This window comes from Pseudomonas anuradhapurensis (assembly GCF_014269225.2).
In the GTDB taxonomy this organism is placed as follows: domain Bacteria; phylum Pseudomonadota; class Gammaproteobacteria; order Pseudomonadales; family Pseudomonadaceae; genus Aquipseudomonas; species Aquipseudomonas anuradhapurensis.
The window spans coordinates 1010474-1034804 of sequence record NZ_CP077097.1; the positions used below are offsets into that span (position 1 = coordinate 1010474).

At 64.8% G+C, this 24331-nt stretch carries 21 protein-coding genes; 13 read left to right on the forward strand and 8 right to left on the reverse strand.

Features of this window, described 5'->3' with window-relative positions; translation table 11 throughout:
* Window positions 1–236: 236 nt before the first annotated feature.
* Window positions 237–953, reverse strand: a complete 717-nt coding sequence (locus HU763_RS04670; protein ID WP_186686228.1) for an SIMPL domain-containing protein — start codon at window positions 951–953, stop codon at window positions 237–239.
* 203 nt (window positions 954–1156) lie between these two features.
* Between HU763_RS04670 and HU763_RS04675 the strand changes: the two genes are divergently transcribed.
* The 4 genes from HU763_RS04675 to HU763_RS04690 all read left to right on the forward strand — a co-directional run bounded on the left by HU763_RS04675 (window position 1157) and on the right by HU763_RS04690 (window position 5545).
* Window positions 1157–2413, forward strand: coding sequence for an ATP-binding protein (locus HU763_RS04675; protein ID WP_170028387.1), 1257 nt, complete (start codon window positions 1157–1159; stop codon window positions 2411–2413).
* Complete coding sequence (locus tag HU763_RS04680) at window positions 2413–2973, forward strand: response regulator transcription factor (protein WP_170028388.1); 561 nt, start codon at window positions 2413–2415, stop codon at window positions 2971–2973. Before HU763_RS04675 ends, HU763_RS04680 begins: the two co-directional genes overlap by 1 nt.
* 216 nt (window positions 2974–3189) lie before the next feature.
* The gene (locus HU763_RS04685) at window positions 3190–4131 is read left to right on the forward strand and encodes an AEC family transporter (RefSeq protein ID WP_186686227.1); all 942 of its coding nucleotides are present in this window, start codon (window positions 3190–3192) and stop codon (window positions 4129–4131) included.
* 55 nt (window positions 4132–4186) lie between these two features.
* Entirely contained in the window at window positions 4187–5545 is a 1359-nt protein-coding gene (locus HU763_RS04690; RefSeq protein WP_186686224.1) for an amino acid permease, read from the forward strand.
* A 126-nt stretch (window positions 5546–5671) separates the two neighbouring features.
* On the opposite strand, the gene HU763_RS04695 is transcribed toward HU763_RS04690, so the two are convergent.
* From HU763_RS04695 to gatC, 6 genes are all read right to left on the reverse strand, one after another.
* A complete protein-coding gene (locus tag HU763_RS04695; RefSeq protein WP_012270635.1) occupies window positions 5672–6046 on the reverse strand; it encodes a carboxymuconolactone decarboxylase family protein in 375 nt (124 codons plus the stop codon).
* 10 nt (window positions 6047–6056) lie between these two features.
* Window positions 6057–7100, reverse strand: a complete 1044-nt coding sequence (locus tag HU763_RS04700) for a calcium/sodium antiporter (RefSeq protein WP_170034046.1) — start codon at window positions 7098–7100, stop codon at window positions 6057–6059.
* A gap of 60 nt (window positions 7101–7160) precedes the next feature.
* Entirely contained in the window at window positions 7161–7535 is a 375-nt protein-coding gene (locus HU763_RS04705) for a septal ring lytic transglycosylase RlpA family protein (RefSeq protein WP_186686221.1), read from the reverse strand.
* 153 nt (window positions 7536–7688) lie between these two features.
* A complete protein-coding gene (gene gatB / locus HU763_RS04710; RefSeq protein WP_170028393.1) occupies window positions 7689–9134 on the reverse strand; it encodes an Asp-tRNA(Asn)/Glu-tRNA(Gln) amidotransferase subunit GatB in 1446 nt (481 codons plus the stop codon).
* A gap of 11 nt (window positions 9135–9145) precedes the next feature.
* A complete protein-coding gene (gatA, locus tag HU763_RS04715; protein WP_170028394.1) occupies window positions 9146–10597 on the reverse strand; it encodes an Asp-tRNA(Asn)/Glu-tRNA(Gln) amidotransferase subunit GatA in 1452 nt (483 codons plus the stop codon).
* A gap of 15 nt (window positions 10598–10612) precedes the next feature.
* A complete protein-coding gene (gene gatC, locus HU763_RS04720; RefSeq protein ID WP_003255165.1) occupies window positions 10613–10900 on the reverse strand; it encodes an Asp-tRNA(Asn)/Glu-tRNA(Gln) amidotransferase subunit GatC in 288 nt (95 codons plus the stop codon).
* Between the two features lie 205 nt (window positions 10901–11105).
* Here gatC and mreB point away from each other — a divergent pair, with 205 nt between their 5' ends.
* The 8 genes from mreB to tldD all read left to right on the forward strand — a co-directional run bounded on the left by mreB (window position 11106) and on the right by tldD (window position 22214).
* The gene (gene mreB, locus HU763_RS04725; RefSeq protein ID WP_003255163.1) at window positions 11106–12143 is read left to right on the forward strand and encodes a rod shape-determining protein MreB; all 1038 of its coding nucleotides are present in this window, start codon (window positions 11106–11108) and stop codon (window positions 12141–12143) included.
* Window positions 12144–12339: 196 nt separating this feature from the next.
* Window positions 12340–13365, forward strand: a complete 1026-nt coding sequence (gene mreC / locus HU763_RS04730) for a rod shape-determining protein MreC (protein WP_189665766.1) — start codon at window positions 12340–12342, stop codon at window positions 13363–13365.
* Window positions 13365–13853, forward strand: coding sequence for a rod shape-determining protein MreD (mreD, locus tag HU763_RS04735; protein WP_186686219.1), 489 nt, complete (start codon window positions 13365–13367; stop codon window positions 13851–13853). Before mreC ends, mreD begins: the two co-directional genes overlap by 1 nt.
* Window positions 13854–13884: 31 nt before the next feature.
* Window positions 13885–14496 carry a Maf family protein gene (locus HU763_RS04740; protein ID WP_170028396.1) on the forward strand — a complete coding sequence of 204 codons (612 nt, stop codon included), beginning with the start codon at window positions 13885–13887 and terminating at the stop codon, window positions 14494–14496.
* 54 nt (window positions 14497–14550) lie between these two features.
* Window positions 14551–16008 (forward strand): ribonuclease G, encoded by a 1458-nt coding sequence (gene rng, locus HU763_RS04745; RefSeq protein ID WP_186686217.1) that lies wholly within the window; start codon window positions 14551–14553, stop codon window positions 16006–16008.
* A gap of 82 nt (window positions 16009–16090) precedes the next feature.
* Window positions 16091–19918, forward strand: coding sequence for a YhdP family protein (locus HU763_RS04750; protein WP_186686215.1), 3828 nt, complete (start codon window positions 16091–16093; stop codon window positions 19916–19918).
* A 2-nt stretch (window positions 19919–19920) separates the two neighbouring features.
* Entirely contained in the window at window positions 19921–20772 is an 852-nt protein-coding gene (locus tag HU763_RS04755) for a carbon-nitrogen hydrolase family protein (RefSeq protein ID WP_186686213.1), read from the forward strand.
* A gap of 2 nt (window positions 20773–20774) precedes the next feature.
* On the forward strand, window positions 20775–22214 hold the full coding sequence (tldD, locus tag HU763_RS04760; protein ID WP_186686211.1) for a metalloprotease TldD: 1440 nt from the start codon (window positions 20775–20777) through the stop codon (window positions 22212–22214).
* A gap of 114 nt (window positions 22215–22328) precedes the next feature.
* Here the strand turns inward: tldD and yjgA are convergent, their stop codons facing one another.
* Window positions 22329–22850: a ribosome biogenesis factor YjgA gene (yjgA, locus tag HU763_RS04765; RefSeq protein ID WP_003255152.1), complete on the reverse strand. Its 522-nt coding sequence runs from the start codon at window positions 22848–22850 to the stop codon at window positions 22329–22331.
* Between the two features lie 108 nt (window positions 22851–22958).
* Between yjgA and pmbA the strand changes: the two genes are divergently transcribed.
* Window positions 22959–24305: a metalloprotease PmbA gene (pmbA, locus tag HU763_RS04770; protein ID WP_186686209.1), complete on the forward strand. Its 1347-nt coding sequence runs from the start codon at window positions 22959–22961 to the stop codon at window positions 24303–24305.
* Window positions 24306–24331 lie beyond the last annotated feature (26 nt).

Below are 24331 nucleotides of genomic sequence, written 5' to 3' on the forward strand. Positions count from 1 at the left end.
CAATACGGGAAGGGTTCCTTGGCGCCAGAAAAGTGGTACGGCCGTACATGGATGTCGCATTGGTGTAACTTTTCGCGAAGTTGAACGTTTGCGCGGGCAGAATGATGGCTTTTTGCGGGATATTTCGGGGCGGGGAAAGCTGTAGGAAGCACCTGAATGGTGCGTAGGAGTGTTCTGAAAAGCTTGAAGTTGACGCGATCCTCAAGGAGCGGGCTCGCCCGCTCCCATCGGTTGGATCAAGGCATTTGCACTTCGATCAGGCCATCGGCATTCATGCTGACTTCGCTGGTGCCAGCCTCGATATCCGGTGCCGGCGCCGCTTCATCGGCTGCCATCGCCTTCATCGGCATCGGCGCGCTGCGCATGTAGGGGTGGGGGTAACCACTGCTGTTGAGGTTCAGGCTGACCACCTTGTAGCCTTTGCCGCCCAGCGCCTCGGTGGCGAGTTGCGCGCGTGCCTTGAAGGCATCCACCGCATCCTTGAGCAGCGCATCCTCACTGGCCTTGCGCGTGGCCGGGGCAATGGAGAAGTCCATGCCGCCCATCTTCAGCTCCTGCAGCAGGTCGGCGGTCAACTGCGACAGGGCCGGGAAGTTGGCGCTTTCCAGGCGCAGCTCGGCGCGCTCGCGCCAGCCGGTGATCTTCTGCCCCTTGCTGTCATACACCGGGTAGCTGTTGCGGCTGCCCTGGCTGATCTTCACGTCCTTGACCTGGCGCGCCTGCTTGACGGCCTTGTTCATGGTTTCGGTGATCTGCTGGGCGAGCTTGCCCGGGTCGGTGTTCTGCGCTTCGCTGTAGAGGGTCACCACCATCAGGTCGCGCGCCACTTCCTTGCTGACTTCAGCACGCAGCGATACCTGGTTGTAGCGCGGTTCATCGGCAGCCAGCGCCGGCAGGCTGGCGAGCAGGCCGCAGGACAGGATCAGCGCGGCGCCGCGACGAGGGTTTTGCATGTGGGATACTCCTTGGCAATAAAAGGCGTGGGCTTTGGCCATCCATTCCACGCATGGGCCATCAGACCGGCAACAGTGTAGTGGGTTCAAAAGTGCCATCATGGACTTGTGACAAAGTGTGGCGCTTTGCCGCATCACTGCAGCGCGGCGCCAGGCTTCGGTATACTCCAGCCGATTTTCTGGAGCACTCATCAGGAGAGCTCATGCTCGCCGCCGTACAACCGCTGTCCGCTACCCGCCAGAACCTCTGGCGCCTGACCGTCATTCGGGTCCTGGTCCTGGCTGCCCAGGCCGGCTCCGTAGGCGTCGCCTACTGGACCGAACTGCTGCCGCTGCCCTGGCTGTCGCTGGCTGGCACCTTGGCCTTGTCATCGCTGCTGTGTGCTTTCACGGCCCTGCGCCTGCGCCTGTCGTTGCCGGTTACCGAGCTGGAATACGCCCTGCAGCTGGCCTGCGACCTGCTGATCCACAGTGCCTTGCTGTACTACTCCGGCGGTTCGACCAACCCGTTCGTCTCGTATTACCTGGTGCCGCTGGCGATTGCTGCGGTGACCTTGCCGTGGCTGTATTCGCTGATTCTTTCCGGCATCGCGCTGACCGCCTACAGCTTGCTGCTGGTGCAGTTCTACCCGCTCGAAGGCTTGCCGATGGCGCGGGACAAGATGCAGGTCTATGGCATGTGGCTGAGCATCGCCCTGGCCGCTGCCGTGATCACCTTCTTTGCGGCGCGCATGGCCGAAGAGCTGCGTCGCCAGGAGCAGTTGCGCTCCGAGCGGCGCGAAGAAAGCCTGCGCGACGAGCAGCTGCTGGCCGTGGCCACCCAGGCTGCCGGCGCAGCCCATGAGCTGGGCACGCCGTTGGCGACCATGAGCGTGTTGCTCAACGAAATGCGCCAGGACCACGCCGACCCGCTGCTGCAGGAAGACCTGCAGATCCTCCAGGACCAGGTGAAGCTGTGCAAGGAGACCTTGCAGCAGCTGGTGCGCGCCGCCGAGGCCAATCGCCGCCTGGCGGTGGTGGAGCAGGACGTGACTGCCTGGCTCGACGAAGCGCTCAACCGCTGGCACCTGATGCGCCCGGAGGCCAGCTACCGCTTCCAGCGTCTGCGCGATGGCCAGGTACCGCGCCTGACCCCGCCACCCGACCTGACCCAGGCGCTGCTGAACCTGTTGAACAATGCTGCCGATGCCTGCCCCGATGACCTTGAAGTGCGCCTGGACTGGGATGCCCACGACATCGTCATCAGTATCCGCGACCATGGCCCCGGCGTGCCGCCGGCCATTGCCGAAGCCATCGGCAAGCCCTTCATTACCACCAAAGGCAAAGGCTTCGGCCTGGGCCTGTTCTTGAGCAAGGCCAGCGTGACCCGTGCGGGCGGTTCGGTGAAACTCTATAGTCATGAACAGGGTGGCACCCTGACCGAACTGCGCCTGCCCCATGGCAAGCGAGGAGATGAATGATGAGCGAAGAAAACCAGGTCGAAGGCGAAGAGCTTCCGCACCTGCTGCTGGTGGATGACGATGCCACCTTCACCCGGGTCATGGCCCGTGCCATGAGCCGCCGCGGGTTCCGCGTAAGCACCGCCAGCTCGGCCGAGGAAGGCTTGCTGCTGGCCCAGCAGGACCTGCCGGACTACGCCACGCTGGACCTCAAGATGGACGGCGACTCCGGCCTGGTGCTGCTGCCCAAGCTGCTGGAGCTGGACCCGGAAATGCGCGTGGTGATCCTGACTGGCTATTCGAGCATTGCCACCGCCGTGGAGGCGGTCAAGCGTGGTGCCTGCAACTACCTGTGCAAACCGGCCGATGCCGATGACGTGCTGGCGGCGCTGCTGTCGGAACACACCGACCTGGATACCCTGGTGCCGGAAAACCCGATGTCGGTCGACCGCCTGCAGTGGGAGCACATCCAGCGCGTGCTGAACGAGCACGAAGGCAATATCTCGGCCACTGCGCGGGCGCTGGGCATGCACCGCCGGACCTTGCAGCGCAAACTGCAGAAGCGCCCGGTCCGGCGCTGATTCCTGCCGGGCTTGTACCGGCCCTTTCGCGGGCTCGCCCGCTCCCACAGGTACTGCACAGGTCTTGGGCTTGTGGAATACCTGTGGGAGCGGGCAAGCCCGCGAAGAGGCTGGTACTGACAGAGATTTCTCTGTATTACCCCGCGATCCCCGCAAGTCCCGGCCGTTGGCGTATCATTAGCCGCCTAACGGCAACCCCTCCAGGATCGCTTGCGCATGCTCGCCCTTCTTATCCAGACGCTGAACATCACGGCACCGGTCTTCGCCATGCTGTTCATGGGTGTGCTGCTCAAACGCATCCGTCTGATCGATGACAATTTCAACCGCGTCGCCTCGCAGCTGGTATTCAACGTATGCATGCCGGCGCTGCTGTTCCTCGGCATCTACCACGCCGACCTGGGCGCTGCGGTCAAACCCGGGGTCCTGCTGTATTTCACCGCCGCCACCCTGGTCGGCTTCGCCATCGCCTGGGGGCTGGCCATCTGGCGTTGCCCCGAAGCGGACCGGGGCATCTACACCCAAGGCGCATTCCGTGGCAACAACGGTGTGATCGGCCTGGCCCTGGCCGCCAGCCTGTACGGCGACTACGGTATTTCCCTGGGCGCGGTGCTCGCCGGCCTGGTGATCCTGCTGTACAACTCGCTGTCGGCGGTGGTGCTGGCGGTGTACAGCCCGGACCTGAAGTCCGACCCATGGAGCATCTGCAAGAGCATCTTCAGCAACCCGTTGATCATCAGCGTACTGGTGGCCACGCCGATGGCCTACGGCCAGGTGCCGCTGCCCAACTGGCTGCTCACTTCAGGCGACTACCTGGCGCAGATGACCCTGCCGCTGGCGTTGATCTGCATCGGCGGCACCCTGTCGCTGGCGGCGTTGCGCGACAGCGGCAGGCTGGCCATCGACGCCAGCCTGGTGAAGATGGTCTGGCTGCCGCTGGTCGGCACCCTGGGTGCCTGGCTCTGCGGCTTTCGCGGTGCCGAACTGGGCATCCTGTTCCTGTACATCGGTAGCCCGACCGCAGCAGCCAGCTACGTGATGGCGCGGGCAGCCAACGGTAACCATGAGCTGGCGGCGTCGATCATCGTGGTTACCACGCTGATGGCGGCAATTACCACCAATATTGGTATTTTCATCTTGCAGTGGGGCGGATGGATCTAGATCCTTCACTGCAAATAACACAACAACACTGCCTCACTGAGCTAAAGGACACTTCATGCAAGACCAGAGCACGCCCGAGCGGTTGCAGCGCGGGCTGAAGAATCGCCATATCCAGCTGATTGCGCTGGGTGGGGCTATCGGCACCGGTTTGTTCCTGGGTATCGCCCAAACCATCCAGCTGGCCGGCCCCTCCGTCCTGCTGGGCTATGCCATCGCCGGTCTGATGGCCTTCCTGATCATGCGCCAACTCGGCGAAATGGTGGTGGAAGAGCCAGTGGCCGGCAGCTTCAGCCACTTCGCGCACCAGTACTGGAGCGAGTTCGCCGGTTTCGTCTCGGGCTGGAACTACTGGGTGGTGTACGTGCTGGTCGGCATGGCCGAACTCACCGCGGTGGGTATCTATGTGCAGTACTGGTGGCCGGGCTTCCCCACCTGGGCGACGGCAGCGATCTTCTTCGTGGTGATCAACCTGATCAACCTGACCCAGGTGAAGGTCTATGGCGAGATGGAATTCTGGTTCGCCCTGGTCAAGGTGGTAGCCATCGTCAGCATGATCGGTTTCGGCGCCTGGCTGCTGACCAGTGGCCATGGTGGCCCGGATGCCAGCGTGGCCAACCTGTGGCAGTACGGCGGCTTCTTCCCCAACGGTGTCACCGGCCTGGTGATGGCATTGGCGGTGATCATGTTTTCCTTCGGCGGCCTGGAACTGGTGGGTATCACTGCTGCCGAGGCCGACAACCCGCGCCAGAGCATCCCCAAAGCCACCAACCAGGTGGTGTACCGCATCCTCATCTTCTACATCGGTGCCCTGGCGGTGCTGCTGTCGCTGTACCCGTGGCAGAAGGTGGTGCAGGGCGGCAGCCCGTTCGTGATGATCTTCCACGAACTGGACAGCGACCTGGTGGCGACCATCCTCAACATCGTGGTGCTGACGGCCGCGCTGTCGGTGTACAACAGCTGTGTATACGCCAACAGCCGCATGCTGTTCGGCCTGGCCAGCCAGGGCGACGCGCCGCGGCAGTTGCTGAAGGTCAGCCGCAGCGGCGTGCCGCTGACCGCGCTGGGCGTGTCGGCGCTGGCGACCGGGCTGTGCGTGTTGATCAACTACCTGATGCCAGGTGAAGCGTTCGGGTTGCTGATGGCGCTGGCGGTCTCGGCGCTGGTGATCAACTGGGCGAGCATCAGCATTACCCACCTGAAATTCCGCAAGGCCAAGCTGGCGGCCGGGATCATCCCGTTCTACAAGAGCTGGGGGCACCCGTTGACCAACTACCTGTGCCTGGCGTTCATCGTGCTGATCCTGGTGGTGATGTACCTGACTCCGCCGATTCGCATTTCGGTGATGCTGATTCCATCGTGGATTGCTGCGCTGTGGGTGGCCTTCAAGCTGAAGAAGGCGCGCCAGGCCAAATAGGCAAGGCAGGCCTGGCCTCTTCGCGGGCACGCCCGCTGCCACAGGTACTGCACAGGTTTCGGAGCCTGTGGGGTCCCTGTGGGAGCGGGCGTGCCCGCGAAGAGGCCGGGCCTGAAAAAGGCTGAATCAGCCCTGATAGCTGTCAATCACTTCCTGCGCGGCCCGGAACGCATCGATCGCCGCCGGCACCCCGGCGTACACCGCGCAATGCAGCAGCGCTTCACGAATCTCCTCCACCGTACAGCCATTGTTCAACGCCCCGCGTACATGCCCCTTGAGTTCCTGCGGGCACTTGAGTGCCGTCAGCGTGGCCAGGGTAATCAGGCTGCGGGTCTTCAGCGGCAGGCCATCGCGCGCCCACACGCTGCCCCAGGCATGTTCGTTGACGAAGTCCTGCAGCGGCTGGGTAAAGTCGGTGGCATTGCCCAGGGCGCGGTCGACGAACGCGTCGCCCATTACCTGGCGGCGAATCTGCTCGCCGGTCTTGTTGCTATCAGCCATGTTGTTTTCCTTAGTGTTGGCGGCGCCAGGCACGCACGGTGGTGTACAGCAACACCACGGCGAGCACTGGCAGTACGTAGAACAGCATCAGCCGCTCCAGGCGGCCGGCCAGCGGCAGGCCCATGGTAAACGCCGCCACGTGCAGCCCATAGGCCAGATACAGGCAGAGGAACACCAGGCCTTCGGCGCGGGTAATGCGGTAGCCGGAATAGAACACTGGCAGGCTCAGCGCGGCAACGCCAAGCATCACTGGCAGGTCGAAGGCCAGGGCGTTGGGTGAAATCGACAGCGGCTGCGGGGTGACCAGTGCGGTCAGGCCCAGTACGGCCAGCAGGTTGAACAGGTTGCTGCCGATCACCGTACCCACGGCGATTTCTCGTTCCCCGCGCAGTGCGGCGATCAGCGCGGCGGCCAGTTCCGGCAGGGAGGTGCAGATGGCGACCACGGTCAGGCCGATGATGCGCTCGGACAGGCCGAGGTCGGTGGCCACTTCCACCGCGGCTTCCAGCAGCAGGTGGCCGGCCAGGCTCAGCAGGCCCAGGCCGGCCAGCACCTGCAACAGCGTGCCCGACCAGAAGCGTCCGGCGCTGGTGACGAGCGTGGCCGGTGCAGGGTAGGTGCGTGCATAGTGGCGGGACTGATGCCACAGCGTGGCCAGGTAGCCGGCCAGGCCAAGCAGCAGCAATGCCCCTTCGATGCGGCCCAGGTGGCCGTTGGCGGCTAGCCCGAAGACCAGCCCGCTGGCGGCGATCATCAGCGGAATGTCCAGGCGCACCAGTTGCCGTGACACGCGCAGCGGAATGATCAGCGCGGCCAGGCCGAGGATGACCAGCACGTTGAAGATATTGCTGCCGACCACGCTGCCCACTGCCACGTCCGGCGCCCCCTGGTAGGCGGCCTGCAGGCTCACCGTCAGTTGCGGCGCGGTGCTGCCGAAGGCCACCAGGCTCAGGCCGATGATCAGCGGGCGTACATGCAGGCGCTGGGCCAGGCGCAAGGCTGCGCGCACCAGCAATTCGGCGCCAGCAACCAGCAACAGCAGGGCGATGCCCAGTTGCAGAAGGCTGAAGGTAGCAAGGGTGGCCAGGTCGAAAATGGTCGGACTCCTGTCGCGTCAGTCGCTAAGCCCTTGTACTCGCACCTGCGCGGTTCCGCTACGGATCATGCCGATTTTTTCCGCCGCGGCACGTGACAGGTCGATGAGGCGGCCACGCGTATGTGGCCCACGGTCGTTGATGCGCACTACCACGCTGCGCTGGTTGGCGGTGTTGGTGACCCGTACCCGGGTGCCGAAGGGCAGGCTGCGGTGGGCGGCAGTGAGGCCGTTCTGGTTGAACGGTTCGCCGCTGGCGGTGCGTTTGCCGTGGTGGCGCGAGCCGTAGTAGGAGGCGGTGCCTGTCTGGTCGTAGCCGCGCGGGTCGATGTCATGGCTGGCGCAGCCGGCCAGCAGGGAATAGAGGGCGAGGGTGCTCAGGGATCGTTTTAGCAATTCAGATGCTCCGATGCTGCATTTGGGGCCGCTGTGCGGCCCATCGCTGGCAGGCCGGCTCCCACAGGGACCCCACAGCCCTCGAGAGCGCTGCTGTACCTGTGGGCGCTGGCTTGCCGGCGATCGAGGGCGGGGCCCTCGCCGATGTTCAGATCACCCTTCGAGCTTGGCCTTGAGCAGTTGGTTCACCTGCCCCGGGTTGGCCTTGCCTTTGGAGGCTTTCATCGCCTGGCCGACGAAGAAGCCGAACATCTTGCCACGCTTGGCCTCGTCGGCTGCGCGGTACTGTTCGACCTGCTCGGCGTTGGCCGCCAGCACTTCGTCGAGCATCTTGTCGATCGCGCCGGTATCGGTGACCTGCTTGAGGCCTTTGCTGTCGATGATGCTGTCGGCATCACCTTCACCGGCAGCCATGGCCTCGAACACGGTCTTGGCGATCTTGCCGCTGATGGTGTTGTCGCGGATACGCAGCAGCATGCCACCCAGTTGCGCGGCGCTGACCGGGGCCTGGTCGATCTCGATGCCCAGCTTGTTCAGCAGGCTGCCCAGCTCGACCATGACCCAGTTGGCGGCCAGCTTGGCATCGCCACCGATCTTCACCACTTCTTCGAAGTAATCAGCCTGTTCGCGGCTGGATGCCAGCACGTTGGCATCGTAGGCCGACAGGCCGTATTGCTGCTGGAAGCGCTCGACCTTTTGTGTTGGCAGCTCGGGCAGGCTGGCGCGGACGGTTTCCAGGAAGCTGTCCTCGATCACCACCGGCAGCAGGTCCGGGTCGGGGAAGTAACGGTAGTCGTTGGCTTCCTCCTTGCTGCGCATGGAGCGGGTCTCGTCCTTGTTCGGGTCGTACAGGCGGGTTTCCTGGACCACCTTGCCGCCGTCTTCGATCAGGTCGATCTGGCGCTGGATCTCGCTGTTGATCGCGCGCTCGATGAAGCGGAACGAGTTGACGTTCTTGATCTCGCAGCGGGTGCCGAACTCGGCCTGGCCTTTTGGCCGGATCGACACGTTGCAGTCGCAACGCAGCGAGCCTTCGGCCATGTTGCCGTCGCAGATGCCCAGGTAACGCACCAGCGCATGAATCGCCTTGACGTAGGCCACGGCTTCCTTGGCGCTGCGCATGTCCGGCTCGGAAACGATCTCCAGCAGCGGGGTGCCGGCACGGTTGAGGTCGATGCCGGTGGAGCCGCTGAAGTCTTCGTGCAGGCTCTTGCCGGCATCTTCTTCGAGGTGCGCACGGGTTACCCCGATGCGCTTGATGGTGCCGTCTTCCAGGGCGATGTCGAGGTGGCCCTTGCCGACGATCGGCAGGTCCATCTGGCTGATCTGGTAGCCCTTGGGCAGGTCGGGGTAGAAGTAGTTCTTGCGCGCGAACACGTTGCGCTTGCCGATTTCGGCGTCGATGGCCAGGCCGAACATGCACGCCATGCGCACGGCTTCCTGGTTCAGCACCGGCAGAACGCCTGGCATGCCCAGGTCAATCAGGCTGGCCTGGGTGTTCGGCTCGGAACCGAAGGTGGTGGCGCTGCCGGAGAAGATCTTCGACTGGGTGGCGAGCTGAGTGTGGATTTCCAGCCCGATCACAACTTCCCATTGCATGTGTGAATTCCTCAGAAGCCGTTGGGGGCGCGGGTGTGCCAGTCGGTCACTTGCTGGTAGCGGTGCGCGACATTGAGCAGGCGGCCTTCCTGGAAGTACGGCGCCAGCAGTTGCACGCCGACCGGCAGGCCGTCGACGAAGCCGGCTGGCATCGACAGGCCCGGCAGGCCTGCCAGGTTGGCGGTGATGGTGTAGACGTCTTCCAGGTACGCGGCGACCGGGTCGCTGCCCTTGGCGCCGAGTTTCCAGGCCGGGTTCGGCGTGGTCGGGCCGAGGATCAGGTCGACGTCGTTGAACGCGGCCATGAAGTCGTTCTTGATCAGCCGGCGGATCTGCTGCGCCTTCACGTAGTAGGCGTCGTAGTAGCCAGCCGACAGGGCATAGGTACCGACCATGATGCGGCGCTGCACTTCGATGCCGAAGCCTTCGCCACGGGAACGCTTGTACATGTCGGTCAGGTCTTTCGGGTTTTCGCAGCGGTAGCCGAAGCGCACGCCGTCGAAACGCGACAGGTTGGACGAGGCTTCCGCCGGGGCGATCACGTAGTAGGCCGGAATGGCGTGCTGCATGTTCGGCAGGCTGATTTCCTTGACCACCGCGCCGAGCTTTTCCAGCTCCTTGACGCTGGCCTGGACCAGGTCGGCAATGCGCGGGTCGAGGCCGGCACCGAAGTATTCCTTCGGCAGGCCGATACGCAGGCCCTGCAGCGAGGCGTTGAGGCTGGCACTGTAGTCCGGCACCGGCTCCTCGATGCTGGTGGAGTCCTTGGCATCGAAGCCGGCCATGCCTTGCAGCAGCAGGGCACAGTCTTCGGCGGTACGCGCCAGCGGGCCACCCTGGTCGAGGCTGGAGGCATAGGCGATCATGCCCCAGCGCGACACGCGACCATAGGTCGGCTTGAGGCCGGTGAGGTTGGTCAGGGCCGCCGGCTGGCGGATCGAACCGCCGGTGTCGGTGCCGGTGGTGGCGGGCAGCAGGCGCGCGGCCACGGCTGCGGCCGAACCGCCCGACGAGCCGCCCGGGACGTGCTCGAGGTTCCACGGGTTCTTCACCGCGCCGTAGTGGCTGGACTCGTTGGCCGAACCCATGGCGAATTCGTCCATGTTGGTCTTGCCCAGGGTGACCATGCCGGCTTCGGCCAGCTTGGCCACCACGGTGGCGTCATACGGCGCCTTGAAGTTGTCGAGCATCTTCGAGCCGCAACTGGTGCGTACGCCGTTGGTGCAGAACAGGTCCTTGTGGGCGATCGGGGCACCCAGCAGCGCGCCGGTTTCGCCAGCGGCGCGACGGGCGTCGGCAGCCCGCGCCTGGCCCAGGGCCAGGTCTTCGGTGACGCTGATGAAGCTGTTGATCTGCGGGTCGAGCTGCTTGATGCGCGCCAGCAGGGCGCCGGTCAGCTCTTCGGAGGAAAACGACTTGTCGGCGAGTCCGCGGGCGATCTCGGCCAGGGTCAATTGATGCATGGCAGGCTCTATCCCTTACTCGATGACTTTGGGTACCAGGTACAGACCGCTTTCGGTCGATGGCGCGATGGCCTGGTAGGCGTCGCGCTGGTTGCTCTCGGTGACCTGGTCGGGGCGCAGGCGCTGGCTGGCCTCCAGGGGGTGGGCGAGGGGCTCGATGCCCGTGGTATCGACCGCTTGCATCTGGTCGACCAGCCCGAGAATGCTGTTGAGGGCGTCGGTAATTCGTGGCAGTTCGCCATCATTCAGCCCCAGACGGGCCAGATGGGCAATCTTTTCCACGTCGCAGCGTTCAAGCGCCATGGGGATCTCCAGGGGAAACAAAGAACGGAATTTGGGTCCGCAGTGAGGAACATGTCAGCTTTCTGACGGTCTAACGGCCGCGATCATCTGCTGGCTTGCTCGGAAAAACAGCCAATTTAACATATTGGCTCCTTGCCCAAAATCCCTGCCATTGTTAGAGTTTGCCGCACTTTTTTACCCACGCTTTCCCCAGGGTCACTTTCCCATGTTCAAGAAACTGCGTGGCATGTTTTCCAGCGATCTGTCCATCGACCTGGGTACTGCCAACACCCTTATTTACGTGCGTGAGCGCGGTATCGTCCTGAATGAGCCCTCGGTTGTTGCCATCCGTACCCATGGCAACCAGAAAAGCGTCGTCGCCGTCGGTACCGAAGCCAAGCGCATGCTGGGCCGCACGCCTGGCAACATCGCTGCCATTCGTCCGATGAAGGACGGCGTGATCGCCGACTTCAGCGTTTGCGAAAAAATGTTGCAGTATTTCATCAACAAGGTTCACGAGAACAGCTTCCTGCAGCCGAGCCCGCGCGTGCTGATCTGCGTGCCGTGCAAGTCGACCCAGGTAGAGCGCCGCGCCATCCGCGAGTCGGCCCTGGGTGCCGGTGCCCGTGAAGTGTTCCTGATCGAAGAGCCGATGGCTGCTGCCATCGGTGCCGGGCTGCCGGTTGAAGAAGCCCGCGGCTCGATGGTTGTCGATATCGGTGGCGGTACCACCGAAATCGCGCTGATCTCGCTGAATGGCGTGGTCTATGCCGAATCCGTGCGTGTTGGTGGCGACCGCTTCGACGAAGCCATCGTCACCTACGTGCGCCGCAACTACGGCAGCCTGATCGGCGAATCCACCGCCGAGCGCATCAAGCAGGAAATCGGTACCGCCTACCCGGGCGGCGAAGTACGCGAAGTCGATGTCCGTGGCCGCAACCTGGCCGAAGGCGTCCCGCGTGCCTTCACCCTGAATTCCAACGAAGTGCTCGAAGCGCTGCAGGAATCCCTGGCGACCATCGTCCAGGCAGTCAAGAGTGCCCTGGAGCAATCGCCGCCCGAGCTGGCCTCGGACATCGCCGAGCGTGGCCTGGTGCTGACCGGTGGTGGCGCGCTGCTGCGCGACCTGGACAAGCTGCTGGCCCAGGAAACCGGCCTGCCGGTGATCGTCGCCGAGGACCCGCTGACCTGTGTTGCCCGTGGCGGCGGTCGCGCCCTGGAAATGATGGACAAGCACGCGATGGACCTGCTCTCCAGCGAGTGATTCAGCTCGCTGTTCACGAGCGCCCGGTTTACAGGTAGCACGCACAGTGCTACCTGTATGTGCTGGGCTGGCGCCTGTTCGCGGCGCCGTATCCATCAACCCGCAACCAGGCTGGTGCGTTGTCCCATGTCCAATGACCTCCTGAGTCGTCCACGAGGAACGGCCCATTAAACCGCTTTTCTCCAAGGGCCCTTCGCTGGGCGTTCGCCTGCTCGTTCTGGTGGTGCTGTCGGTCGCGTTGATGGTGGTCGACGCGCGCTTCGACGTGCTCAAGCCGGTGCGCAGCCAGATGGGCCTGGTACTCATGGAGTCGTACTGGATCACCGACCTGCCGCAGCGTGCCTGGCAAGGTGTGGCCGGCCAGTTCGGCAGCCGCACCGAACTGATCGCGGAAAACGAAAAGCTCAAGACCGAAGCCCTGCTGCTGCAGGGGCGCCTGCAGAAGCTGGCCGCCCTGACCGAGCAGAACGTGCGCCTGCGCGAGTTGCTCAACTCGTCGGCGCTGGTCAACGAAAAGGTCGAAGTGGCCGAGCTGATCGGGGTCGACCCCAACCCCTTCACCCACCGCATCCTGATCAACAAGGGCGAGCGCGATGGCGTGTTCCTTGGCCAGCCGGTGCTCGATGCGCGCGGCCTGATGGGCCAGGTGGTCGAGTTGATGCCCTATACCTCGCGGGTGCTGTTGCTGACCGATACCACCCACAGCATCCCGGTGCAGGTCAACCGCAACGGCCTGCGTGCGATCGCCAGTGGCACCGGTAACCCGGAGCGCCTGGAGCTGCGCCATGTGGCCGACACCGCCGACATCAAGGAAGGCGACCTGCTGGTCAGTTCCGGCATGGGCCAACGGTTCCCCGCCGGCTATCCGGTCGCCACGGTCAACGAAGTGATCCACGATTCTGGCCAGCCGTTCGCCATCGTGCGTGCCATCCCGACTGCCGCGCTCAACCGCAGCCGCTACATGCTGCTGGTGTTCAGTGACCGGCGCAGCCCGGAGCAGCGTGCCACCGAAGCTGCCATCGCCCAGGAAGAAGCCGACCGCAAGGGCTCTGCGGCGCCTGGCCAGCCGGCCAGCGCGGGTGCGCCGGGGGCAGCCGCCGGTAGCGTGCCGGCCAACCCGGCGACCCCGGCGACCCCGGCAGCACAGCCTGCAGCACCGGCGGCCGCGCCTGCCACGCCTGCCGCAGCGCCTGCCGCACCTGCTCACACCCGGAGGCAATGATGGCTGTATCACGCCGCAACCATGGCTGGGTCATCTGGCTGACTTTCGCCCTCGGCCTGCTGCTCAGCGTCTCGCCCATGCCTCAGTTCATGGAAGTGTTCCGGCCCATGTGGCTGGCCTTGCTGGTGTCGTTCTGGACCCTCGCCGTACCGGGCAAGGTCGGCATGACCACGGCGTTCGTACTGGGCCTGGCCGAGGACGTGCTGTATGGCACCCTGCTTGGGCAGAACGCGCTGATCCTCACCCTCATCACCTTCCTGGTGCTGTCCTTGCAGCAGCGCCTGCGCATGTTCCCGATGTGGCAACAGAGCCTGGTGATCCTGGTGATCTTTGGTATTGCCCAGTTGATCCAGCTGTGGCTCAGCGCGCTGACCGGCAATCGCCTGCCCACCCTGGCGCTGGTCTGGTCGGCGGTGATCAGTGCCTTGCTCTGGCCGTGGATCAGCTTCGCCCTGCGCGACCTGCGCCGACGCCTGCATATCAACTGACGGCCGCCACGCCTGACAGGGAGATGTCTGCATGACCCCGCTATTCCTGGCCTCCGGCTCGCCCCGCCGTCGTGAACTGCTGACCCAGATCGGCGTGCCGTTCAGCGTCGTCAATGCCCCGATCGATGAAACCCCGCTACCCGCCGAAGGCGCCCCGGCCTATGTCGAGCGCCTGGCCAGGGCCAAGGCTGGCGCCGGCCTGGCCAGCATCGCAGGCCCGGCCGTGGTGCTCGGGGCGGACACCGCCGTGGTGCTCGATGGTCGCATCCTCGGCAAGCCAGAAGATCGCGAACAGGCCCTGGCCATGCTCGCCGGCCTGTCGGGCCGCGAGCACCAGGTACTGACCGCAGTCGCCGTCGGCGATGGCCAGCGCATGCACAGCGTGTGCGTTACCAGCACGGTGCGTTTCCGCCCGATCAGCGCCGATGAAGCGCAACGCTACTGGGCCAGTGGCGAACCCTTGGACAAGGCCGGCGGCTATGCCATCCAGGGCCTGGGTGCGGTATTCGTCACCGGCCTTTCCGGCAGCTACTCGGCGGTGGTCGGCCTGCCGCTCAGTGAAACGGCCCAACTGCTTGGCCTATTCGGCATCGCCTGCTGGCAATCCCCCGCGCATACGCCAGAGGTAACAAACCAGCGGTAGCCAGCACTGCATACGCCGTCCATCATTACCAGATACCTTTGACGAGAGCCTGCCATGAGTGAAGAGATCCTGATCAACATCACCCCGATGGAGTCACGCGTGGCGGTGGTGGAAAACGGGGTACTGCAGGAAGTACACGTCGAGCGTACCCAGCGCCGGGGCATCGTCGGCAATATCTACAAGGGCAAGGTGGTGCGCGTGTTGCCAGGCATGCAGGCGGCGTTCGTCGACATTGGCCTGGAGCGCGCGGCGTTCATCCACGCCTCGGAAATCTCCCAGCGCGAAGGCTCGGCGGTGGAGAACATCACCGCCCTGGTGCACGAAGGCCAGGCGCTGGTGGTGCAGGTTACCAAGGACCCGATCGGTACCAAGGGCGCGCGCCTGACCACCCAGCTGTCGATCCCGTCGCGCTACCTGGTATACATGCCGCGCAGCAGCCATGTCGGTATTTCGCTGAAGATCGAAGACGAAGCCGAGCGTGAGCGCCTCAAGCAGGTGGTCAGCGACTGCATGGAAAGCGAAAACATCAAGGATGCCGGCGGCTTCATCCTGCGCACCGCTGCCGAAGGTGCGCGCGCTGAAGAGATCCTGCAGGACATCCGCTACCTGCGGCGCCTGTGGGAGCAGATTGGCACGCAGATCAAGACCTGTGGCGCGCCAATGGTCATCTACGAGGACCTGGGCCTGGCCCTGCGGACCTTGCGCGACCTGGTCAACCCGAAGATCGAGAAGATCCGCATCGACTCGCGCGAAACGTTCCAGAAGACCACGCAGTTCGTCGGCGAGCTGATGCCGGAAATCGCTGATCGCCTCGAACACTACCCGGGCGAACGGCCGATCTTCGACCTGTACGGTGTCGAGGATGAAATCCAGCGCGCCCTGGAGCGCAAGGTGCCACTCAAGTCCGGTGGCTACCTGGTGGTCGATCCGGCCGAAGCGATGACCACCATCGACGTCAACACCGGCGCCTTCGTTGGCCATCGCAACCTTGAAGAGACCATCTTCAAGACCAACCTCGAGGCTGCCACCGCCATCGCCCGGCAGCTGCGCCTGCGCAACATCGGCGGCATCATCATCATCGACTTCATCGACATGGAAGACGAGGAGCACCAGCGCCAGGTGCTGCGCACCCTGGAAAAGCAACTCGAACGCGACCATGCCAAGACCAACATCATCGGTATCACCGAGCTGGGCCTGGTGCAGATGACCCGCAAGCGCACCCGCGAGAGCCTGGAGCAGGTGCTGTGCGAGCCCTGCCTGGCTTGCCAGGGGCGCGGCAAGCTGAAGACCGCCGAAACCATCTGCTACGAGATTTTCCGCGAGATCCTGCGCGAGGCCCGTGCCTACCAGGCCGAAGGCTACCGGGTGCTGGCCAACCAGAAGGTGGTCGACCGGTTGCTGGACGAAGAATCCGGTAACGTGGCCGAGCTGGAGGCTTTCATCGGCCGAACCATTCGCTTCCAGGTCGAGTCGATGTATTCGCAGGAACAATACGATGTGGTGCTGCTCTGACACCTTCTGAAATGCATTGCGGGTGGGCCGGGCTGGCAGAACCGGTGCTACCGCCGATCATGGATAAACGACCTGGAGGGCCATGGCCATGGGACGTCTGAACCGCGTTCTTGTCGCCTTGACCCGCTGGGGGCTGGGCATTTGCGCCCTGCTGGCAGTCCTGGTGGCGCTGTATGTCAGCCTCGGCCGCGAGCTGGTGCCGTTGGTGGCCGAGTACCGTGCCGATGTGCAAAGCAAGGCCGAAAAAGCCCTGGGCTTGCCCGTGCACGTCGGTGCCCTCGAGGGCCGCTGGAGCGGCCTGGCGCCGGTGTTGCAGGTACGCGACCTGCAACTGGGCGAGGGCGCCACGGCCCTGCGCCTGGATGACGTCAAGGTGGTGCCTGACATCTGGGCCAGCCTGACGACAGGCGAAGTACGCCTGGCCCGCATACAGCTGGGCGGCCTGCAACTGATCCTGCGCGAGAACGAGCAAGGCAACTGGGCCCTCGAAGGCCTGCCGAAGAAGGACGATGCGCCGCTCGACCCCGCCGAACTGCTGCAGCGCCTGCGCCAGCTGGGCCGCATCGATGTGTTCGACAGCCAGGTCACCTTGCACCCCTGGCAGCGCGACCCATTGACCCTCACCTATGTCAGTGCCGGCTTGCAGGCCGGTGCTTCGCGGCAGTCCCTGGAGCTGCGTGCGACCTTGCCTGATGGCCAGCCCCTGGCGCTGAACCTGCGCAGCCGCGCCTCGGCCAGTGCCTGGCGCGACGGCCAGGTCGAAGCCTACCTCAGCTTGCCGCAGAGCGACTGGGCACGTTGGCTGCCGCCACGCCTGCTCGGCCAGTGGCATGCCGACAGCTTGCGGGCGGGGGGCGAGTTCTGGGTCGACTGGCAGCAAGGGCAGTTGCAGCAGGCCGTGGTGCGCCTCAATGCCCCCGAGCTGCATGGCGCCTATGCCGGGCGCAAGGCGGCCAAACTGCACAACCTTGCCCTGGGGGCCTGGTTCCAGCGGCGCGAGCAAGGCTTCGACGTGGTGCTCGATTCGCTGGCCATGGATATCGGCAAGACCCGTTGGGAGTCGCACCTGCAGTTGCAGCAGCGTCCTGGCGAGAGCGCTGCCGATGAGCGCTGGCAGTTGCAGGCCGACCGCCTCGACCTGACGCCGCTGACCCCCTTGATCGACGCCCTGGCGCCGTTGCCGGACAAGGTCATGGCGGTGGTCGATGGCCTCAAGGTGACTGGCGCATTGCGCAACGTGCGGTTGGAAGCCAGGCCCAAGGCCGAGGGCGACCAGCGCCTGCAGTTCGCAGCCAACCTGGAGAAGGTCGGCTTCGACGCCTATCACAATGCGCCGGCTGCCGGTAACGTCAGCGGCAGCATCAGCGGTGACCTCGGACATGGCGAGCTGCGCCTGGACACCGACGCGTTCATGCTGCATCTGTACCCGATCTTCGCCAAACCCTGGCACTACCAGAAGGCCAATGCACGCCTGACCTGGACTTTGGACCAGCAAGGTTTCACCCTGGTCGCGCCGTACCTCAAGGTACTGGGCGAGGAAGGCAAGATCGCCGGCGACTTCCTGATCCGCCTGCTGTTCGAAGAAGGGCGTGAGGACTACATGGACCTGCGGGTCGGCCTGACCGAAGGCGATGGCCGCTATACCGCCAAGTACCTGCCCGAGGTGCTCAGCCCGGCCCTCGATGAATGGTTGCGCAGTGCAATCGTCAAAGGCACGGTGGACGAAGGCTACTTCCAGTACCAGGGCTCGCTGAACCATGGCGCGGCGCCGGAAGCGCGCAGCATCAGCCTGTTCTTCAAGGTGCGTGATGCGGCGCTGGACTTCCAGCCCGGCTGGCCGCAGGTGCAGCACGTGGATGGCGATGTGCTGATCGAGGACAGCGGGGTACGGATCAAGGCCCAGCGTGGCGTACTGCTCGATACCAAAGTCAGTGATGTGAGCGTCGATATCCCGCATGCCGAGGCGGGCCAGCCCAGCCACCTGTACCTCGATGGTGCCTTCGACGGCAGCCTCGGCGATGGCCTGAAGATTCTCAAGGAAGCGCCTATCGGCACGGGCGAAATGTTCGCCGGCTGGGAGGGCGAGGGGCCACTCCAGGGCAAGGTCAGGCTCGACATCCCGCTGGCGCATGGGCAGCGGCCGAAAGTGCAGGTGGACTTCGCCACCCACGATGCACAGCTGAAAGTGGCGCCACCAAGCCTGGAGCTGAGCAACCTGAAGGGCGACTTCAGCTTCGATTTCGACAAGGGCCTCAGTGGCAAGGGCATCAGCCTGCAGGCTTTCGGCAAACCGGTGACGGCGCAGATCACCGCCGAAGGCCAGCCAGGGCAGATACAGTCGCGCATCAATGCCAATGGCCGGGTGTCGCTCAAGGCGCTGACCGACTGGCTGCAGTTCAAGCAGGCTTTGCCAGCCTCCGGCGAGCTGCCGTACCGCTTGCAGCTTAGCCTGGGGGGCCGCGACAACCGTCTGAGCGTCAACTCCAGCCTCAAGGGCCTCGCCATCGACCTGCCGGCACCGTTCGGCAAGGCAGCGGCGGAAACCCGTGACGGTCGGTTCAGCATGACGCTGCAAGGTCCGGAGCGGCGCTTCGATGCGGCATACGCCGACCTTGCCCGCTTTGCCTATGCGGCGCCGGCCGACAAGTTGGCCCAGGGGCGTGGCGAGCTCGTGCTGGGCGGCGGCGATGCGCAGCTGCCTGGCGGCCAAGGCCTGCGTGTGCGCGGTCGCCTGGACACGCTGGACCTGGCGCCCTGGCAAGATCAGGCTGCACGTCTGGGCGGCGACGACCCGGGCGGCAGCGCGCGGCAGAATCTGCAGGGCGTCGACTTGAGCATCGGCCAGTTGAAGGCGTTCGGCATGGACCTGAACCAGGCCGTGGTGCGCCTGGCCCGCGGCGGCCCAGCCTGGGACCTGCGCCTGGACAGCAAGGAGGTCATCGGCAACGCCCGGCTTGCGGATGCCAAGGGTGCGCCGCTGCTGGTGCGGCTGCAGACCTTGCGCCTGCCGGCTGCCAGCGCTGCCGAGCAGCAGGCAGAAGACGGCGTGGACCCGCTGGCTGCCTTCGACCCACGCAAGGTCCCGGCACTGGACCTGAGCATCGACAAGCTGTATCGCGGTAACGACCTGTTCGGCAGCGCATCGCTCAAGTTGCGGCCGACCGCGCGTGGTGTAAACGCCAGTGATATCGACCTGGCCTTCAAAGGCCTGCATATCAACGGTGGTGGCGGCTGGGAAGGCGAACCGGGCAGCACCGGCAGCTGGTACAAGGGGCGTCTGGACGGCAAGAACCTGGCAGACGTGCTCAAGGCCTGGGGCTTTGCCCCTACCGTGACCAGCCGCGAATTCCGCCTGGATGTGGATGGCCGCTGGCCGGGTTCGCCGGCAGCCGTCGGCCTCAAACGCTTCTCCGGCAGCATGGACGCGGCGCTGCGCACCGGCCAGTTCGTCGAGGTCGAAGGCAGCGCCCAGGCGCTGCGGGTATTCGGCCTGCTCAATTTCAACTCGATCGGCCGACGCCTGCGCCTGGACTTCTCCGACCTGTTCGACAAGGGCCTGGCCTACGACCGGGTCAAAGGCCTGCTGGTGGCCAGCGATGGCGTCTACGTGACCCGCGAGCCGATCGCGGTGACCGGGCCGTCGAGCAATTTCGAGCTGGATGGCACGCTGGACATGGTGAACGACCGGGTCGATGCCAACCTGCAAGTGAGCCTGCCAGTGACCAACAACCTGCCCCTGGCGGCGCTGATTGTCGGCGCGCCAGCGGTAGGCGGGGCGCTATTCCTGGTCGACCGGCTGATTGGTGACCGGGTGTCGCGTTTTGCCAGTGTCCACTACCGTGTCGAAGGGCCATGGAAAGAGCCTAGAATCACATTTGTGAAACCTTTCGAGAAATCCCGCCAGGAGTAACCATGAAGGCAGCGGTCATCCAGATGGTCAGCCAGGACGATGTGCTGGCCAACCTGCAACGCGCCGGTGCCCTGCTGGAGCAGGCAGCATTCGGCGGCGCGCGTCTGGCCGTGCTGCCAGAAAACTTCGCCGCCATGGGGCGCAAGGATGCCGCTGCCCTCGGCCGCGCCGAAGCATTGGGCGAAGGGCCCATCCTGCCATGGTTGAAACGCACCGCCCGCGACCTCAGGTTATGGATCGTCGCCGGTACCCTGCCATTGCCGCCGGTCGGGCAGCCTGAGGCGAAGGCCCATGCCTGCTCGCTGCTGATCGACGAACACGGTGAGGTGGCGGCACGCTATGACAAGCTGCACCTGTTCGATGTGGACGTTGCCGACAACCGTGGCCGTTACCGGGAGTCTGACGACTACGCCCATGGCGGCCAGGTGGTGGTAGCCGATACGCCGGTAGGGCGAGTGGGGCTGAGCGTATGCTACGACCTGCGCTTTCCCGAGCTTTACAGTGCACTGCGTGCCGCAGGTGCCGAGCTGATCACGGCGCCGGCCGCCTTCACCGCGGTAACCGGGGCGGCGCATTGGGAAGTGCTGGTGCGCGCCCGTGCCATCGAAACCCAGTGCTACCTGCTGGCAGCAGCGCAGGGCGGGACCCACCCGGGGCCACGGGAAACCCATGGCCATGCGGCGATCGTCGACCCCTGGGGGCGCATCGTCGCGGAACAGGCGCAAGGCGAAGCAGTACTGCTGGCCGAGCGCGACATCGATGAACAAGCGTCCATCCGGGCGCGCATGCCGGTGCTGTCGCACCGGCGCTTCTTCTCGCAGGACGCATTGCGGCCTGCGCACACCTCGGAGTGACTATGAGCCAGATGTTATCCACCGTCAGCGAACATCTCCTGGCCCCAGGCGGCTTGACCGTGGACAGCCTGCAGAGCGTGCTGGGTGAGTTGGCCGGCCCCGGCATCGATGCCGCCGACCTGTATTTCCAGGGTCAGATCTCGGAAACCTGGGCGCTGGAAGACGGCATCGTCAAAGAAGGCAGCTTCAACCTGGACCAGGGCGTGGGCGTGCGTGCCCAGTCCGGCGAAAAGACCGGCTTTGCCTACAGCAACGCGATCAACCTCGAGGCACTGACCTCGGCGGCCCGTGCCGCCCGTTCGATTTCGCGCGCCGGGCAGAACGGTAAGGTGCAGGTGTTCCATAGCCAGGATGTGGCCGCCCTGTACCCGGCGGACAACCCGCTGGATGTGCTGAGCCGCGCCGAGAAGGTCGAGCTGCTCAAGCGTGTCGACGCCGCCACCCGCGCCCTCGATCCGCGCATTCAGCAGGTCAGCGTGAGCATGGCCGGGGTCTGGGAGCGCATCCTCATCGCCGCCGCCGATGGCAGCCTGGCCGCTGATGTGCGCCCGCTGGTGCGTTTCAACGTCAGCGTCATCGTCGAGCAGAACGGCCGTCGCGAGCGCGGCGGGCAGGGCGGGGGCGGGCGTACCGACTACCGTTTCTTCACCGAAGAACGGGTAATGGGCTATGCCAGCGAGGCGCTGCGCCAGGCCCTGGTCAACCTCGAGGCTATCCCGGCGCCGGCCGGTACCCTGCCGGTGGTGCTCGGGTCGGGCTGGTCGGGCGTGCTGCTGCACGAGGCTGTCGGCCATGGCCTGGAAGGCGACTTCAACCGCAAGGGCAGTTCGGCGTTCAGTGGCCGTATCGGCGAAAAAGTGGCGTCGAGCCTGTGCACCATCGTCGACGACGGCACTCTGGAAGGCCGCCGTGGTTCGCTGAGCGTGGATGATGAAGGCACACCGACCGAGTGCACCACGCTGATCGAAAATGGCGTGCTCAAAGGCTACATGCAGGACAAGCTGAACGCCCGCCTGATGGGCATGGCGGTGACCGGCAACGGCCGCCGCGAATCCTACGCCCACCTGCCGATGCCACGCATGACCAATACCTATATGCGGGCTGGCGAAAGCGACCCACAGGAAATCATCGCCTCGGTGAAAAAAGGCATCTACTGCGCCAACCTGGGCGGTGGTCAGGTGGATATCACCAGCGGCAAGTTCGTGTTCTCGACCAGTGAGGCCTACCTGATCGAAGACGGCAAGATCACCGCGCCAGTAAAAGGGGCGACCCTGATCGGCAATGGCCCGGAGGCGATGAGCCGGGTGTCGATGGTTGGTAACGACCTGGCGTTGGACAGCGGGGTAGGGACCTGCGGCAAGGACGGGCAGTCGGTGCCGGTCGGGGTCGGTCAGCCGACCTTGAAGCTGGATGCGATCACGGTTGGCGGTACCGGGGCGTGATGGCTTCGGGGACCGTTGTGGGAGCGGGCGTGCCCGCGAAGCAGGCGACGCGGCGCATGGCACCGGCTTCGCCGGTGTTCGCCGGCTTGCCCGCTCCCACAGGAGCCCGGGCTGTCAGCGCAAGCCGCGCTGCAATTCGTCGAGGTCGCGGATGTACTTGAACACCTTGCGCGCAGCGGCAGGTGGCTTGTTCCGCGCTTTTTCATGCTGGGCATGGCGCACCAGCGAGCGCAACTGCTGGCGGTCGGTATCGGGGTACTCGTTGACGAAGCGTTCGAGGTCTTCGTCGTTACCGTCGATCAGCCGGTCGCGCCAGCGCTCCAGGCTGTGGAAACGCTCGTTGTACTGGCGCGTGGAGCTGTCCATCTGTTCGAGCAAGGCGTGGATGGCATCCAGGTCCTGCACACGCATCAGCTTGCCGACGAACGACATGTGCCGTTTGCGCGCGCCGTGAGCAGTGTGCTTGCTGGCCTCGGCCAGGGCCTTGCGCAACTCGTCGGTCAACGGCAGGCGGGCCAGGGTATCGGCCTTGAGCGTGGTAAGGCGCTCGCCGAGTTCGACCAGCGCATGCAATTCACGCTTGATCTGGGTTTTGCTTTTTTCGCCGTCGAAGGCGTCGTCGTTTGAATCAACCATGGTGGCAGTCCGCTAGAAATCGCCGCCATGATAACCAGTCGGGGGCCGCTTGTCCGGCCCGGTCGTAGAATGATCCTTGCCGAACGCAGAATTTGAGTGGAGAGAACCATGAGTGCAGTCCAGAGCGTAGGTCCGAAGGACCTGCCAGCATTGCAGGAGCAGGTCGAGGCGATCATCGCCGAGGCGCGCCGCCAGGGGGCCAGTGCCTGCGAAGTGGCGGTGTCGCTGGAGCAGGGCCTGTCCACCACGGTACGCCAGCGCGAGGTCGAAACGGTCGAGTTCAATCGCGACCAGGGCTTTGGCATCACCCTCTATGTCGGCCAGCGCAAAGGCTCGGCCAGCACCTCGGCCAGTGGCCCGGAGGCGATTCGCGAAACCGTTGCCGCTGCCCTGGCGATTGCCAGACATACGTCCGAGGATGCCTGTGCCGGCCTGGCCGATGCGGCCCTGATGGCCCGCGAGATCCCGGACCTTGACCTGTATCATGACTGGGCTCTGGAGCCCGAGAAGGCCATCGAGATGGCGCTGGCCTGCGAGGCGGCGGCATTTGATGCCGACCCACGCATCCTCAACGCTGACGGCACTACCCTCAATACCCATCAGGGGTGCCGCGTGTATGGCAACAGCCATGGCTTCATCGGTGGCTACGCCTCGACCCGGCACAGCCTGAGCTGTGTGATGATCGCCGAAGGCGACGGGCAGATGCAGCGCGACTACTGGTACGACGTGAACCGTCAGGGCCAGCTGCTGGCCGACCCGCGTAGCATCGGTGTGCGCGCTGCCCAGCGTGCCGCCAGCCGCCTGGGCGCACGGCCAGTACCGACCTGTGAAGTGCCGGTGCTGTTTTCCGCCGAGCTGGCGGGTGGCCTGTTCGGCAGCTTCCTGTCGGCCATTTCCGGCGGCAACCTGTACCGTAAGTCGTCGTTCCTCGAGGGGACCATCGGCCAGCGCCTGTTCCCCACCTGGCTGACCCTCGACGAACGCCCGCACATTCCGCGTGCGCTGGGCAGCGCCGCGTTCGATGGCGACGGCCTGGCGACCTATGCCAAGCCGTTCGTCGACAAGGGCGAGCTGGTCTCCTACCTGCTGGGTACCTATTCCGGGCGCAAGTTGGGGCTGCCGAGCACGGCCAATGCCGGCGGCGTGCACAACCTGTTCGTCAGCCATGGCATCGAAGACCAGGCGGCGCTGATCCGGCGCATGGGCCGCGGGCTGCTGGTGACCGAATTGATGGGGCACGGCCTGAACATGGTAACGGGCGATTATTCGCGTGGTGCGGCGGGCTTCTGGGTCGAGAATGGCGAGATCCAGCATGCGGTGCAGGAAGTGACTATCGCCGGCAACATGAAGGACATGTTCCAGCAGATTGTAGCGATTGGCAGCGATCTGGAAACCCGCAGCAATATCCACACCGGTTCGGTGCTGATCGAGCGGATGACTGTGGCGGGTAGCTGATTCGCTGCGGGTGGCGGCCTCTTCGC

Bases quoted from the DNA above. Each gene is read 5' to 3' on its own strand.
- HU763_RS04670 (WP_186686228.1), bottom strand. From the start codon at position 953: ATGCAAAACCCTCGTCGCGGCGCCGCGCTGATCCTGTCCTGCGGCCTG.
- HU763_RS04675 (WP_170028387.1), top strand. From the start codon at position 1,157: ATGCTCGCCGCCGTACAACCGCTGTCCGCTACCCGCCAGAACCTCTGG.
- HU763_RS04680 (WP_170028388.1), top strand. From the start codon at position 2,413: ATGAGCGAAGAAAACCAGGTCGAAGGCGAAGAGCTTCCGCACCTGCTG.
- HU763_RS04685 (WP_186686227.1), top strand. From the start codon at position 3,190: ATGCTCGCCCTTCTTATCCAGACGCTGAACATCACGGCACCGGTCTTC.
- HU763_RS04690 (WP_186686224.1), top strand. From the start codon at position 4,187: ATGCAAGACCAGAGCACGCCCGAGCGGTTGCAGCGCGGGCTGAAGAAT.
- HU763_RS04695 (WP_012270635.1), bottom strand. From the start codon at position 6,046: ATGGCTGATAGCAACAAGACCGGCGAGCAGATTCGCCGCCAGGTAATG.
- gatB (WP_170028393.1), bottom strand. From the start codon at position 9,134: ATGCAATGGGAAGTTGTGATCGGGCTGGAAATCCACACTCAGCTCGCC.
- gatA (WP_170028394.1), bottom strand. From the start codon at position 10,597: ATGCATCAATTGACCCTGGCCGAGATCGCCCGCGGACTCGCCGACAAG.
- gatC (WP_003255165.1), bottom strand. From the start codon at position 10,900: ATGGCGCTTGAACGCTGCGACGTGGAAAAGATTGCCCATCTGGCCCGT.
- mreB (WP_003255163.1), top strand. From the start codon at position 11,106: ATGTTCAAGAAACTGCGTGGCATGTTTTCCAGCGATCTGTCCATCGAC.
- mreD (WP_186686219.1), top strand. From the start codon at position 13,365: ATGGCTGTATCACGCCGCAACCATGGCTGGGTCATCTGGCTGACTTTC.
- HU763_RS04740 (WP_170028396.1), top strand. From the start codon at position 13,885: ATGACCCCGCTATTCCTGGCCTCCGGCTCGCCCCGCCGTCGTGAACTG.
- rng (WP_186686217.1), top strand. From the start codon at position 14,551: ATGAGTGAAGAGATCCTGATCAACATCACCCCGATGGAGTCACGCGTG.
- HU763_RS04750 (WP_186686215.1), top strand. From the start codon at position 16,091: ATGGCCATGGGACGTCTGAACCGCGTTCTTGTCGCCTTGACCCGCTGG.
- HU763_RS04755 (WP_186686213.1), top strand. From the start codon at position 19,921: ATGAAGGCAGCGGTCATCCAGATGGTCAGCCAGGACGATGTGCTGGCC.
- tldD (WP_186686211.1), top strand. From the start codon at position 20,775: ATGAGCCAGATGTTATCCACCGTCAGCGAACATCTCCTGGCCCCAGGC.
- yjgA (WP_003255152.1), bottom strand. From the start codon at position 22,850: ATGGTTGATTCAAACGACGACGCCTTCGACGGCGAAAAAAGCAAAACC.
- pmbA (WP_186686209.1), top strand. From the start codon at position 22,959: ATGAGTGCAGTCCAGAGCGTAGGTCCGAAGGACCTGCCAGCATTGCAG.